The 12,805-nt window shown below is 74.2% G+C and carries 11 protein-coding genes; 4 read left to right on the top strand and 7 right to left on the bottom strand.

The annotated features are described in order from the left end of the window. Nucleotides 1–33: 33 nt before the first annotated feature. Nucleotides 34–3,819, bottom strand: a complete 3,786-nt coding sequence (locus ACBR40_RS18335) for an AAA family ATPase (RefSeq protein ID WP_371249496.1) — start codon at nucleotides 3,817–3,819, stop codon at nucleotides 34–36. Further along, a complete protein-coding gene (locus tag ACBR40_RS18330) occupies nucleotides 3,820–4,941 on the bottom strand; it encodes an exonuclease SbcCD subunit D (RefSeq protein WP_371249495.1) in 1,122 nt (373 codons plus the stop codon). Between the two features lie 107 nt (nucleotides 4,942–5,048). Here ACBR40_RS18330 and ACBR40_RS18325 point away from each other — a divergent pair, with 107 nt between their 5' ends. Beyond that, nucleotides 5,049–6,548 carry a prolyl oligopeptidase family serine peptidase gene (locus ACBR40_RS18325; RefSeq protein WP_344211962.1) on the top strand — a complete coding sequence of 500 codons (1,500 nt, stop codon included), beginning with the start codon at nucleotides 5,049–5,051 and terminating at the stop codon, nucleotides 6,546–6,548. Here the strand turns inward: ACBR40_RS18325 and ACBR40_RS18320 are convergent. Beyond that, nucleotides 6,521–7,480: an alpha/beta hydrolase gene (locus ACBR40_RS18320; protein WP_371249494.1), complete on the bottom strand. Its 960-nt coding sequence runs from the start codon at nucleotides 7,478–7,480 to the stop codon at nucleotides 6,521–6,523. The two genes, ACBR40_RS18325 and ACBR40_RS18320, sit on opposite strands and share 28 nt — an antisense overlap. A gap of 1 nt (nucleotide 7,481) precedes the next feature. Beyond that, the gene (locus ACBR40_RS18315; protein WP_364444630.1) at nucleotides 7,482–8,342 is read right to left on the bottom strand and encodes a crotonase/enoyl-CoA hydratase family protein; all 861 of its coding nucleotides are present in this window, start codon (nucleotides 8,340–8,342) and stop codon (nucleotides 7,482–7,484) included. 123 nt (nucleotides 8,343–8,465) lie between these two features. Between ACBR40_RS18315 and ACBR40_RS18310 the strand changes: the two genes are divergently transcribed. From ACBR40_RS18310 to ACBR40_RS18300, 3 genes are all read left to right on the top strand, one after another. Continuing rightward, nucleotides 8,466–9,992, top strand: a complete 1,527-nt coding sequence (locus tag ACBR40_RS18310) for an LCP family protein (protein ID WP_371249493.1) — start codon at nucleotides 8,466–8,468, stop codon at nucleotides 9,990–9,992. A gap of 188 nt (nucleotides 9,993–10,180) precedes the next feature. Beyond that, nucleotides 10,181–10,429: a hypothetical protein gene (locus ACBR40_RS18305; protein ID WP_344211970.1), complete on the top strand. Its 249-nt coding sequence runs from the start codon at nucleotides 10,181–10,183 to the stop codon at nucleotides 10,427–10,429. Beyond that, nucleotides 10,426–10,827, top strand: coding sequence for a PIN domain-containing protein (locus ACBR40_RS18300; RefSeq protein WP_344211972.1), 402 nt, complete (start codon nucleotides 10,426–10,428; stop codon nucleotides 10,825–10,827). The genes ACBR40_RS18305 and ACBR40_RS18300 overlap by 4 nt, the downstream gene beginning before the upstream one ends. A gap of 25 nt (nucleotides 10,828–10,852) precedes the next feature. On the opposite strand, the gene ACBR40_RS18295 is transcribed toward ACBR40_RS18300, so the two are convergent. From ACBR40_RS18295 to ACBR40_RS18285, 3 genes are read right to left on the bottom strand one after another with little or no spacing between them, the layout of a single operon-like run. Continuing rightward, complete coding sequence (locus ACBR40_RS18295; RefSeq protein WP_371249492.1) at nucleotides 10,853–11,080, bottom strand: hypothetical protein; 228 nt, start codon at nucleotides 11,078–11,080, stop codon at nucleotides 10,853–10,855. Continuing rightward, nucleotides 11,077–12,096: a hypothetical protein gene (locus tag ACBR40_RS18290; RefSeq protein WP_371249491.1), complete on the bottom strand. Its 1,020-nt coding sequence runs from the start codon at nucleotides 12,094–12,096 to the stop codon at nucleotides 11,077–11,079. The genes ACBR40_RS18295 and ACBR40_RS18290 overlap by 4 nt, the downstream gene beginning before the upstream one ends. Then, entirely contained in the window at nucleotides 12,093–12,752 is a 660-nt protein-coding gene (locus ACBR40_RS18285) for a class I SAM-dependent methyltransferase (protein ID WP_371249490.1), read from the bottom strand. Before ACBR40_RS18285 ends, ACBR40_RS18290 begins: the two co-directional genes overlap by 4 nt. Nucleotides 12,753–12,805 lie beyond the last annotated feature (53 nt).

Raw genomic sequence — 12,805 nt, 5'->3', positions numbered from 1 at the left:
CTCCTTCGCCGCTTAGTGGTGGATCCTGCAAGATCATCCCACCCCGGAGATGGCGAGCGCCGAGCCTCTGCGGGTCTTGGTGACCTTGAGCTGAGCGGTGATCCGGGACCGCAGCTCGGCGACGTGGCTGACGATGCCCACCGCCCGGCCGCCGTCCCTGAGCCCGTCGAGGATGTCGAGCACGCCGTCGAGGGTGTCCTCGTCCAGCGTGCCGAAGCCCTCGTCCACGAAGAGCGTGCCGATCTCCGCGCCGCCCGCCTCCGCGGTGACCACGTCGGCCAGGCCGAGCGCGAGGGCCAGGGAGGTGATGAAGCTCTCGCCGCCCGACAGGGTCGCCGGGTCACGGTCGATGCCGGTCCAGCCGTCGGACACGCGCAGCCCAAGCCCGCCGCCCGAACGGCCGCGCGAGCCGGCCGTCTTGCGCAGGTCGTGCTGGAGCAGGTAGCGGCCGGCCGACATGTGGTCGAGCCGCTCGTTGGCGGCCTCGACGACCGCGCGCAGCCGCTCGCCGAGGACGTACGACGACAGACTCATGCTCCACCGGTTGTCGCTGGAGGTGCCGCCGGTCAGGGCCGCCATGCGCTCGGCCAGGCGGTGCCGCTCCTCCGCCGGGCGCCAGCGCTCGACGCACGCCGACAGCTCGGCCTCCAGCTCCGCCAGGCGGCGGGCGCGGGCGGCGGCCCGGTCGCGTACGCTCGCCAGGCTCGTGTGCGCCTGCTCGGCCGCCTCGCGGGCGGCGGCGGCCCCGGCCAGGTCGGGGGCGGGCTCGGCCGCGGCGGCGGCAAGCTCGGGATCGGCGAGGGCGGCAGTGACGGCGGCGTGCTCGTCGTCGAGCCGCCGCAGGGCCTCGGCCTTGCGCTCCCGCTCGGCGGGGCCGCGGTAGGCGGCCTCGGCCTCCTGGACGTCCGCGAACCCGGCCTCGGCCGCCGCCTCCCGCGCCTGGTCTCGCGCGCGGGCCAGCTCGTCGTCCGCCGCCAGCGCGGCCCTGGTGGCCTCGACCGCCTCGCGCAGCAGCTCGGCCTCGTCGGTGAGCCGGGACAGGCGGGCGGTCAGAGTCGCGTCGCCGCCGCGCGCCGCGTCGAGCCGCGCGGCCAGGCGGGCGGCGTCGGCGCTCAGTTCCTCGTGCCGGGCGCGGCCCGCCGCCAGCCGGGAGGCGACCGCGCGAGCCCGCTCCTCCTGCTCCCGCGCCTCCTCCCGCCGCCGCGCCGCCTCCCGCACCGCCCCGCTCTCCATCTCCGCCGCCCGCCGCAACCGCCTCAGCTCTTCCTCCACCTCCGCCAGCACCGCGACGGCGGCGTCGGGCGCGGAGAGATCAGGCATCACGGAATCGGGCACGGCGCCAGCGGCCGCGCCCGCACCGGGCGCGGCGGCGTCGGGCACGGCAACGTCGGGCGCATCGGGCGCGATAGGCACGGCCGCATCGGCCACGGTCGCATCGGGTGTATCGGGCGCGCCGACACCAGCCACAGCAGCATCGGGCGCGGTGGCGTCGGTGGTGGCCGCATCAGGCGTGCCCACCGCGACTTCGGGCGCGCCCATCGCGATCCCGGGCATGCCCGGAGCGGCTCCGGGCGTGCCCATCGCGGCTTCGGGCGTGCCCGTGTCCGGCCGGGAGAGGTGGGTGCGGAGGCGGGTGTGGTCGGTTGTCAGGCGGGTGTGGAGGCGGGTGCGGGCGGACTCCAGGTGGGTGCGGTGGGCGTGGCAGGCGGCCAGTTCCTCGGCGACCCTCGCCGCCTGGTCGCGTACGCGCTCTCGCTCGGCCTCGACCCGCTCCAGCGCCGCCGCCAGGGCGGCCTCACGCCCGGCCACCTCCCGCAGGCGGGACAGCTCCTCCTCCGCCTGGTGTACGCGGTCGGCGGCGGTCTCGGGGTCGAGGCCGCCGGTGGCCTCGGCGGCGTCGGCGTGCCGGGACCCCAGGGAGGCGAGGTGGCGTTCGGACGCCTCCCGCTCGGCCAGGGCGCTCTCGTGGGCGTCCTCGGCCGCCCGCTCGTCATCGGCGGACGGCGCGCTCGGGGCAGGGGACGCCGGATGGGGATGGTGTTCGGAGCCGCAGACCGCGCACGGGCGCCCGTCGGCGAGGTCGCGGGCCAGCTCGGCCGCCATGCCGTCCATCCGGGCCTGGCGCAGGTCGAGCCAGCGTTCGCGGAGCGCCTGGGCCTGGTCGACCAGCACCTGATGGGCTGCGGTGGCGGTCTCCAGCTCGGCGGCCAGGGCGTCGCGGCGGCGTACGGCCTCCAGCACCGCCCGCGCGGCGTCGAGCGCGGCGGACGCGGCCGGGATGGCGGCGGCCTGGGCGCGCACCTCCTCCAGGGCGGCGCTCGACGCGGCCAGGCGGGCGGGCAGCTCGGCCTCGGCGGCCGACACCTCCGCCTCGCGCCGCTCCAGTGTCTCCAGCTCCGCCGCGAGCCCCGCCAGCTCCCTGTCGACGCCGATGAGGTCGGCGGCGGCGTCGCGTACGGCCTCGGCGGCCGGGATCCTGGCGGCGGCGGCGCGGCACCGGGCCAGCTCGGCCTCGGCCTGCTCGATCAGCGCGGGGAGCGCGGCCAGCCGGGCGGCCACCCGCTCATCCTCGGCCGCCAGCCGGGTCAGCTCCTCCTCGACGCGGAGCAGGTCACGCCGTACGCCGGCGAGCCTGGACTCCTCGGTCAGCAGCTCCGACAGGCGCGCGATCTCGGCCCGGCGGTCCCGCTCCAGCGCGGCCAGCTCATCCGCCGAACGCAGGGACGACAAAGGCAGGGACGACGAAGGCAGGAGGGGGTGGGCGCGGGCGAGGGCGTCGGCAGCCAGGGTGCGGGCCTTGGCGGTGGCCTCCTCGCGTTGCCGTACGGCGGTGACGAGCGGGATGACCCGGTCGGCGCGGGCGGCGTCGTCGAGGACGGCCTGAAGGTCGGCACGCTCGTCGGCGCGTTCGTCGAGCGCACGCCAGGCGGTCAGCGCCTCGGCGTGACGGCGCTGCCGGTCGGCCAGGGCGGCGGCCTGGTCGAAGCGCAGGCGGGCCTCGCGCAGCGCCCGCGCGGCGGCCTCGTGCTCCTCCTCGGAACGTACGGCCACCGCCCTGGCGGCGGCGAGCAGCGCCCCCGCCCAGCGCAGGGGATCGTCGTCGCGCGAGGGCGCCCCGTCATCGGGAGCGGCGGGCAGCGGGATCAGGGAGTCGAACGTGGCCTCCTCGACGCGCTGGACGGCGAAGTCCACCTGCCGCCGCAGCTCCTGCGCCTCCCGCCAGGCCAGTTTGCGCTGCTCGGCCAGCCATCCCTCCGCCGCCGTGAACACCTTGACGGTGAACAGCCGCTCCAGCAGCTTGCCGCGCTCCTCGCCGTCGGCGCGCAGGAACTTGGCGAAGTCGCCCTGCGGCAGCATCGCCACCTGCCAGAACTGCTCGGCGTTCATGCCGAGCAGCCCGCCCACCAGGTCGCCGGCCTCGTCCAGCCGGGTGGTGAGCCCGTGCCAGGCGCCGTCGCGGCGTTCGGAGACGATGACCTTGGACTTCTCCTCCGTGACGCCGCTGCCCCGCAGCTTGGGACGCAGCCACGCCGGGGAGCGCTCGACGCGGAGTAAGCGGCCCCGGATGGTCGCCTCCAGGGTGACCGACGGCCCGGTGCCGGCCGGGGCGTGGTCGCAGCGCAGGCTGCGGGCGCTGTTGCGCTGCCCGGGAACCTGCCCGTAGAGGGCGAAGCACAGGGCGTCGAGGATGGTGGTCTTGCCCGCGCCGGTCGGCCCGTGGATGAGGAACAGGCCCGCCTCGGCCAGGGCGTCGAAGTCGACCGTCTCGGTGCCGGGGAAGGAGCCGAACGCCGTCAGCGTCAGCCGGTGAGGCCGCATCTACGCCATCGTCTCCTTTGTCCTCGACGCCTCGATGGCCCGTCTTAGCAGGTCTTCCTCCTCGGGTGCGGCAGGCTCGCCGCGCACCTCGCGGACGAAGTCGAGGGCGACCTCGGCCTCGGGCCGCCCGCTCAGGCGGACCGGCTGCGCGACCGGGGCGGCCTCGGCCGGGTCGAAGGCGAGGGCGAGGGTGTGCGGGAAGCGGGCGCGCAGCCGGTCCATGGCCGCCTTGGGGCGTACGGGGTCGGTGAGGGTGACCTGGAGCCAGTGGTCCTCGACGGCGGCGTGCCGCGGATCGGCGAGCAGCCGCTCCAGCTCGCCGCGCAGCCGCCCGACGGGACGGGGCACCGGCGCGGGCACGAACTCGGCGCAGAACCCGTCACCGCCCCCCAGCGTGACCAGCCACGAGCCCTTCACGTGGCCCGTCTCGGAGAAGGAGTAGGCGATCGGCGAGCCCGAGTAGCGCACGGTCTCGGACATGCGCTGGCGGCCGTGCAGGTGACCGAGCGCGACGTAGTCGACGCCGTCGAACGCGGCGAGCGGCACGTGCGCCACCCCGCCCACACTGATGTCGCGCTCGCTGTCGCTGGCCTGCCCGCCGGTGACGAAGCAGTGGGACAGCACGACGGCCGCGCGATGGCGGGCCGCGTCGGCACGGACGCGGTCCATCGCGTACGTGATCGCCGCCGTGTGGCTGCGGTCGGGCAGCTCCCACGGCGTCCGCACCAGCTCCGGCTCCAGGTAGGGGATGCCGTAGAAGGCAACGCCGTCGACGAGCACCGGCTCCCAGGCCCGCTCGGGCGCGCAGCGCACGTGCACCCCGGCGGACTCGAACAGCGCCGACCCGAACCGCAGCCGCAGCGCCGAGTCGTGGTTGCCGCTGATGAGCACCACCCGCGCGCCGGCGCCGGTCAGCCGGGCGAGCGCGTCGTCGAGCAGGGCGACCGCGTCGACCGGGGGCAGCGCCCGGTCGTAGACGTCGCCGGCGACGGCCACGACGTCGACCCGCTCCTCCCGCACCGTCTCGACCAGGTGGTCGACGAACGCGGCCTGCGCCGCGAGCAGGCTCTCCCGGTGGAAGGCGCGCCCGAGGTGCCAGTCGGAGGTGTGCAGGATCCGCATGTCGCAGGAAGCTAACAGCTCTCACCGACAAATGTGGCCCCACTGGTCCCAGGAGCCGGGAGTACGCTAGAAGATCGGCGGGCAAACCAACGCACATGGGGAGGCCGATGCGCACGGGCCGGGGCACCTTGAGCATCGCCGCCGGTCTGGTGCTGGTGGCGCTCGCGACGGTCGGCTACGTCCTGCCGCCCGCCTTCGACCCTCCGCCGCTGAAGGCGGACCCCGCCTTCCAGGCGATCCCCCCGCAGCCCGAGCACGAGCTGAAGCCGCCGGCGGCGACCGCCGCGATCCGCCGGCAGGAGATCTCGGTCGCGGCGGAGGGCCAGCGCCTCTACGGCACGCTGCGCACGCCGCTGACGCCGGGGCGGCATCCGGCGATGGTGTTCGTGTCGGGGTCGGGCAACGGCTCGCGCACCGAGTTCACGCCGCAGGCGGAGTTCCTGGCCAAGGCGGGCGTGGTGACGATCGCCTTCGACAAGCGCACGGTCGGCTACGACTTCCGCGAGCGCGACTTCGGCCTGCTCGCCGACGACGCCCTTCGCATGGTGGAGTACCTGCGCGCGCTGCCCGAGGTGGACCCGGCGCGGGTCGGCGTCTGGGGCGTCAGCGAGGGCGGCTGGGTGGTGCCGATCGCGGCGGCCAAGAGCGCGGCGGTCGGGTTCGTGGTGCTGGTGTCGTCCCCGAACGTCTCCCCGCTGCGCCAGGTCGCATGGGCGCTGAACGAGCAGCTGCTGCGGCTGCGCGCTCCCATCGGCGCGCGCGACCTGCTGACCAGGGCGATGGGCGGGGTCGGCTTCACGTTCCTGCGCTACGACGCGATGCCCGCGCTGAGCGGGATCAAGGTGCCGGTCCTCGCGTTCTACGGCACGACCGACCCTTCGATCCCCTTCGTCGAGTCCACCAAGGCGCTCGTCACCGCGATGGGCAGGGCCGGCAACGACGACTACACAATCCGCTTCATCGGCCAGGGCGACCACGCCATGCGGGTCGGCGGCGGGCCGTTCGCCAAGGGCTACCTGGAGACCCTCGGCAACTGGATCAGCGGCCTGCCGGCCACGGCCAAGCCGGCGGCGCACCTGGCGGGCGCGACGCCGGTGCAGCGGTTCGAGGCGAGCGACGTCCCCGCGGCCCCCTGGTACGCGGGCGGGACGATGCTCGGCCTGACGATCTGCTTAGCGGCCGTCGGCTACGTGGCGGGGCCGGTCGCCGCCGTGGTCGTCCGGCTGCGGGGCCGCGGCCATCCGCTCGTCGTCGCCGAGGCCAACGCCCGGCTGTGGCCGCCGATCCGGCGCCGGCTGGTCAGGATCGCGTGGACCAGCCTGGGGCTGCTGGCGTCGGTGGTCGCGTTCATCACGCTGCTGGTCCTGTTCTCCATCAACCAGGCGGGCGCGTGGCCGGCGGTGCTGGCCGGCTGGCTCGTGGTGCGCATCCTCGCCGTGCTCATGCTGGTGCAGGAGGTCACGGCGGTGGCGGCGGTGCTGTCGGCGCTGCGCGAGGGCATGCGGCCGGGCCGCTGGCAGCACGTCGCGGTGGCGGGCGTGCTGGGCGGCACCGGCCTGCTGATGGTGGCGGCGGCCTACTACGGCCTCTTCGCGTTCCCCTGGTGAGCGTCTCCCTGGTGAGCGTCTCCCTGGTGGATGTAGGTGCTCATCCAGCGGTCCAGCTCCGCGAAGACCTGCTTGCGCACCGGCTCGGCCGACAGCACGAGGTCGTGCACGCCGTCCTGGATCCGTACGCAGGTGACGTGCGGCCCCACCGAGGTGGACCAGCGGGCGATGTGGGCGGGGTCGAGCACGATGTCGGCCGAACGCGCCTCCGGGACGAAGTCGCGTACCCGCAGGCCGTTCGACGAGGCCAGCACCAGCACGGGCACGTCCACCGCGAGCCCCTTGTGCAGGCGGCGCTGGGCCCGCCGGACGGCGGCCAGCCACATGGCGTGCACCGAGAACCCGCCGAGCGGCTTGAGCTCCAGGTCGTAGTCCCATTCGCCGCCGTGGTCGCGGTGCAGCGTCTGCCCGTAGACGGTGCTGACGCCCAGCGGGAGCGGCCGGCGGGTGTACGACAGCGGCGTCCGCAGCAGGTCGGCGGCCATCCGCAGCGGCGCGGGCACGTTGAGGTCGAAGAACGGGCTGTTGAGCGCGAGCCCCTGCACCAGCCCCCGGCCGCGGACGCGGTCGGCCCACAGGGCGGCGACCAGGCCGCCGGTGGAGTGGGCGTTCAGTGTCAGCTCGTCGTGGTCGCGCCGGATGAGGCGGACGGCCTCGTCGATCTCGGGGAAGTAGTCGGTGACGCTCCTGATCAGGCCCCTGGTCTGGTGCGGGAGCAGGGAGCGGCCGTACTTGCGCAGGTCGAGGGCGTAGAAGTCGATGCCGCGCTGGACGTAGTGCTCGGCCAGGTGGTCCTGGAAGAAGTAGTCGGTGAAGCCGTGCAGGTAGAGCACCGCCCTGCGGGACGCGGCGCCCGCGGTCCTCGCCACCAGGGTCGCGACGACCTCGCCCTCGAAATCGTCGGGCAGCCGCAGAGTGGTGATTTCGTACATGTCAGACACCATAAGGATTGTCGGGCCAGGACGGTACACCCGGCGGCAGGTCCTCGCTGACCTTCATCGGGAAGTCGGCCTGCCGCTTCTCCAGGAACGCGGTCACTCCTTCGACCGAGTCGGCCCCGCCGCCCAGCTCGGCCATGAGCCGCGAGTCGGCGGCGTGCGCCTCCCACGGCGAGCTCGCCGACAGCCCGGACCACATCAGGCGGCGGATCGCGGCGACGGAGACGGCCGAGGTGTTGTCGGCGATCTCCCTGGCCAGCGCGTACGCCGCCGGCAGCAGCTCCGCGTCCGGCAGCACCCGCGACACCAGCCGCCCCGCCAGCGCCTCGGCGGCCGGGAAGACGCGGCCGGTCGCCGCCCACTCCATGGCCTGCGCGATGCCGACGATCCGCGGCAGGAACCAGCTCGACGCCGCCTCGGTGACGATGCCGCGGCGGGCGAAGACGAACCCGAAGCGCGCCGACTCGGCCGCCAGCCGCACGTCCATCGGCAGCGTCATCGTCACGCCGACGCCCACGGCCGGGCCGTTGATCGCGCCGATGACCGGCTTGAGCGAGCGGGCGATGCGCAGGGCCACGGTGCCGCCGCCGTCGCGCGGCGCGCCCTCGACGGTCTCGCCCCGCTCCCGGTGGCCGAACGTGCCGCCGCCCCCGCCGAGGTCCGCCCCCGCACAGAAGGCCCGGCCCGCGCCGGTCACCACCACCGCGCGGACCCCGTCGTCGGCGTCGGCCCGGTCGAACGCCTCGATGAGCTCGACGCGCATGGTGTGCGTGAACGCATTCAGCCGCTCAGGGCGACACAATGTGAGGGTGGCCACGCGGTCGGCCACGTCGTACGCGATCTCGGTGAAGGCCATGAACCGAATCTTATTCGGCCAGTGGTGTTCACCCGCCGATAACGACATCATTCGTTTTCGGTGCGTATGCTGCCGCCTCGGTCCGGTGGCCTATGGAGACCTTTACGGGGAAACGGGGATGTCGTGCAGGCAAAGGAACCGGTGAGCACCGGCGCGGTGCTCGGCTGGCTGGCGCTGTCGGCGCTGGCTCCGGGCGCGGCGCACCTGCGCGCGGGCCGGCGCAGGACGGGCCTGGTCCTGCTGTCCTGCTACGCGGTCCTGCTGCTGGCCGCGCTCGGGGTGTGGCTCGCGGTCGACACCGGCGACCTGGTCGGCGCCCTGATGGACAACACCGCCATGACGGCGGTCATCGCCGGGACGATCGTGCTCGGGGTGGCCTGGTTCGCCCTGATCGTCCACTCGTTCGTGGTGCTGCGGCCCAGCGGGCTGTCGCAGGGCGGGCAGATCCTCACCGGCACGCTCGCGGGGCTGATGGCGGTGCTCGTCGTGGTGCCGTTCGGCGCGCTCGGCAACCTCGCGTGGACCGCCCAGGCGACGATCAACGACATCTTCCAGGAGCCCGCCGCCGCCGACCCGGGCACCGGGCTCAGCGCCGACGCCGGCACCCCGGCCACGGCCCAGCCCTCGCCCGAGGACCCGTGGGCGGGGCGCAAGCGGGTCAACATCCTGCTGCTGGGCGGCGACGCCGACGACCACCGCGTGGGGGTCCGCACCGACAGCATGAACCTGGCCAGCGTGGACGTGGAGACCGGCAACACCGTGCTGTTCAGCCTGCCGCGCAACCTGGAGGACGTGCGTTTCCGCCCCGGCACGCCGATGGCCGAGCGCTTCCCCAGCGGCTTCCGCCTGCCGGCCGACCCCGGCGGCGGCCGCAGCGACCTGCTCAACAGCGTCTGGGAGTACGCCGACGCGCACCCGGAGATCTTCGGCGGCAAGCAGCACCAGGGCCCCAAGGTCCTGATGGACACGATCGGCTACACCCTCGGTCTCAGGGTCGACTGGTACGCCCTGGTCAACATGTGGGGTTTCGCCCGCCTCATCGACGCCATCGGCGGCATCACGCTCACCGTCGAGACGGACGTCGTGTTCGGCCGCTACAACGAGGGCCTGGTCAAGGCCGGCACGCGCAAGCTCAAGGGCGCCGACGCGATGTGGTACGCCCGCTCGCGCACCAACAGCGACGACTTCACCCGGATGCGCCGCCAGCGGTGCGTGCTCGGCGCGCTGCTGACCCAGGCCGACCCGGCGACGGTGCTGACCCGCTTCAACCGCATCGCGCTGGCCACCAAGGAGCTGATCAGGACCGACATCCCGTTCTCGATGCTGAAGAACCTGGTGCCGCTGGCTCTCAAGGTCAAGAACGCGAAGGTGTCGAGCGTGCAGTTCGTGCCGCCGCTGATCAACACGGGCTATCCCGACTGGGACAAGATCCGCGGCATCACGGCCAAGGCCATCCGCGACTCCTCCGCCGCGAGCCCGGCCGTCGCGGCCACCGGGCCCGCCACGCCGGCGAACGCCGACAGCGGCGCGTCGGCCGACCCCTCGCCGACCAAGACTCCGGAGAAGAAGACCCCGAAGAAGAAGCAGCAGTCCGGGACGGACGACGACCCGGTCAAGGGCCTGACGGAGGGCTGCGGCGGCGCCCTCTGAGCGCCATCGTCCCCGCCGTCGTCAGCGGCCAGGTGGGCGCCGGGTTCGACAACTCCACCTCGCTAGCCCTCGCCCGCTCGACACCGCCCGCAGCTACCGGATGCGCCGCCGCTCCCGGCTGATCCACCTGGTGCTGCCCGGCGCCTGCCCGCCCACCTGACCCGCGCATACCACGGTATGCTGGGTCCATGGCCGAGACGACGCGCATCACGGTGACCCTGCCGAACGACCAGGTGGCCGAGCTCAAGAAGATCACCGACAACCTCTCCGCCTATGTGGCCGAAGCGGTGGCGCGCCAGCTCCGGCATCAGCTCCTCGGCGCCGACCTGCTCCATTACCAGGAGGAGCACGGCAGGTTCACCGAGGAAGAACTCGCTGAGGCCCGGTCGAGGATCCTCGGTGCAAGGGGTCACGGCCACGAGGCGGGCCCGGAGTGATCGGCCACGTCGAGACCGTCGTCCTGGACTCCGAAGGGCTGGCCGCCTGGATCGCGCAAGACCGTAAGGTGCTCGCGATGTTCCAGGTGTTCCACGGCATGGGCGCGGACCTCGTCATCAGCGCCAACACCATCGTGGAGGTCAGCCACGCGCGGGTGAACCTGTCCCGTCTGCAGTGGGCGCTCTCGCGGGTCAGGATCGAGCCGGTGACCGCGAGGGCGGCCAAGGCTTCCGCGAAGCTGCTTCAGACCGCGGGACTGCACGGTCACAAGTACGCGATCGACGCGACCGTGGCGGAGGTCGCCCTGCGGCAGCCCGGACCGGTCGCCATCCTCACCTCCGACATCGACGACCTGGCCCGCCTTTGCGGTGGCCGCGTACGGCTCATCGCCCTCTGACCGCGATGATCCCGGCAGCCTGCGGTCAGGTGGACGCGACCTCGTCGGCCACCGCCAGCTCAAAATCGGCGTCGAGGTCGGAGACGTCGACGTCCAGCATCGTGGCCGCGAGATCGCGAGCCATCTCCTCGGCGTGCTCCAGACGCTTCACCTGAGTGTGGTAGCCGCGCTTGAGGCCGGGCCCGTGGACGGTCAACGCCCACCAGGGGCCGCTCCTGCCGGCGGTGATGGTGTAGGCGTCACGTTCGTTCACTGACTCTCCTGCTCCTTCGCGGCGGGGGTGACGGTTTCCGTGGCCTCGTTCCAGCGCCACGCCACCTGGTGGCCGTGCAGGTGGACGCCGCCGATCCACCGGTCGACGCCGTTGAGCGTGACCTGGTCGGCCTGGCCGGCGAGGACGCGCGCGCCGGTGTCGGTCAGGCGCAGTCGGGTCGTCCGCGTCACCGGGCCGGCGGCCGGGTCGAGGTCGAGCAGCGGGTGCGGGCCCCGCGCCAGCCGTTCCATCCGGTCGAAGCAGGTGAGATCGCCCATGAAGGGCCGCGGCTCGCGTGCCGCGGCCCGGACGAAGGCCGTGCCCGCGTCGGGCGCGCCGGCGGCGACGGCGGCCAGCACCCGGCGCTCGGACAGCGACAGCCCGTCCCGGGTGGAGGGGTATTCGCGGCCGAGCCGGTCGAACGCCTCGCCCAGGAAGCGCAGCTCCCCCAGCCGGGCCGCGGCGATGGCGGCCAGGCCCTCGGGCGTCGGCGCGCGGAAGGCCGCCCACGCGCGGGTGGCCAGCTCCAGCGCCGCCGGGGTCAGCCGGGCGCACGCTCCGGTGCCGGGCAGCTCGCGCAGTTGCTCGGCGGTGAGCTGCCCGAGGCCGCCGAACTGAGCGATGCCGGGGTATTCGCCGATGCAGATGAGCGTCACCCGCTCTGCGGGAACGCCCAGGGCGGCCAGGCGGGCGAGGATCTCCACGATCTGGAGCTGGTCGTACAGGTCGGCCTCGAACCACAGGACGTACGCGCCGTCGCGGTTGCCCTCAAGGGCCTGGTCGCGTTCGGCGAAGGCGCGCAGCGTCGCCTCGCGCTCGGCGCCGTGGCAGGCCGTGAGGTGGTCGGCGCGGACGCGGCGCAGCTCGGCCGGGGCGACCTCCGGCACCGGGCCCTCGTGCAGGACGTCGCGCCAGTAGACCACGCGCCGGGCGAGCCCGGTGCCCGGCACGTCGGTGGCGTCGCCGTTGCTGAGGTGCAGCGCCTCCTCGGGCAGCACGGCGCTCGGCCCGTTCATGCCGTGAGCGAGCGGTGGAAGGTGGCCCGCCAGCGGTGGCGACCGCCGTCCCGCAGGTCCTCGACCGTGCCCCGCTCCAGGCCGTCCGTCGCGAACGCGGCGATCTCGGACGGCGTCAGCGGCCACGGCGGCGCGAACACCGGCCCGCCCTCCTCCCGCCCGGTCGCGATCACCAGCAGTGTGCCGCCGGGGCCGACGAACTCGGCGATCGCCTCGGTGGCGGCGGCGTGCAGCGGCTCCGGCAGCGCCTGCACCGTCATGATCTCCACCACCAGATCGTACGCCCGCCGCCACTCCTCCGGCGGGCGCAGCAGGTCGGCCACCTCGTAGCGCACCCGGCTCCCGGGGAACCGCTCGCGCGCCAGCCGCACGGCCGACTCGCTCACGTCGAAGGCGACGGTGTCGTAGCCGAGCCCGGCGAGGTGTTCGGCGTCGTCGCCGAGCCCCGCCCCCACGACGAGCGCCCGCCCCTTTCCGTCGGCGTGGGCCTCGGCCCACTCGGCGAGCAGGGGGTGCGGGGCGCGCGAGTCCCAGGGCACGATCGCCTCGCCGGACGCCGACTCGGCGTAGAGGCGTTCGAACCAGCCCAGCGGATCGCCGGCCGCCAGCGACTCCCCGGCCAGCCGGATCGCGTCCTCGTCGGCGTCCCTCGCCATCAGCCCACCTCCGGCAGCAGCCCGGACGTCCCGCCGCGCCCGGCTCTCAGGCC

It is taken from the genome of Nonomuraea sp. AD125B (genome assembly GCF_041402765.1).
GTDB lineage: Bacteria > Actinomycetota > Actinomycetes > Streptosporangiales > Streptosporangiaceae > Nonomuraea > Nonomuraea bangladeshensis.
The sequence above is the reverse complement of the archived record's forward strand: the minus strand, read 5'-3'. Positions and strand labels throughout refer to the sequence as shown.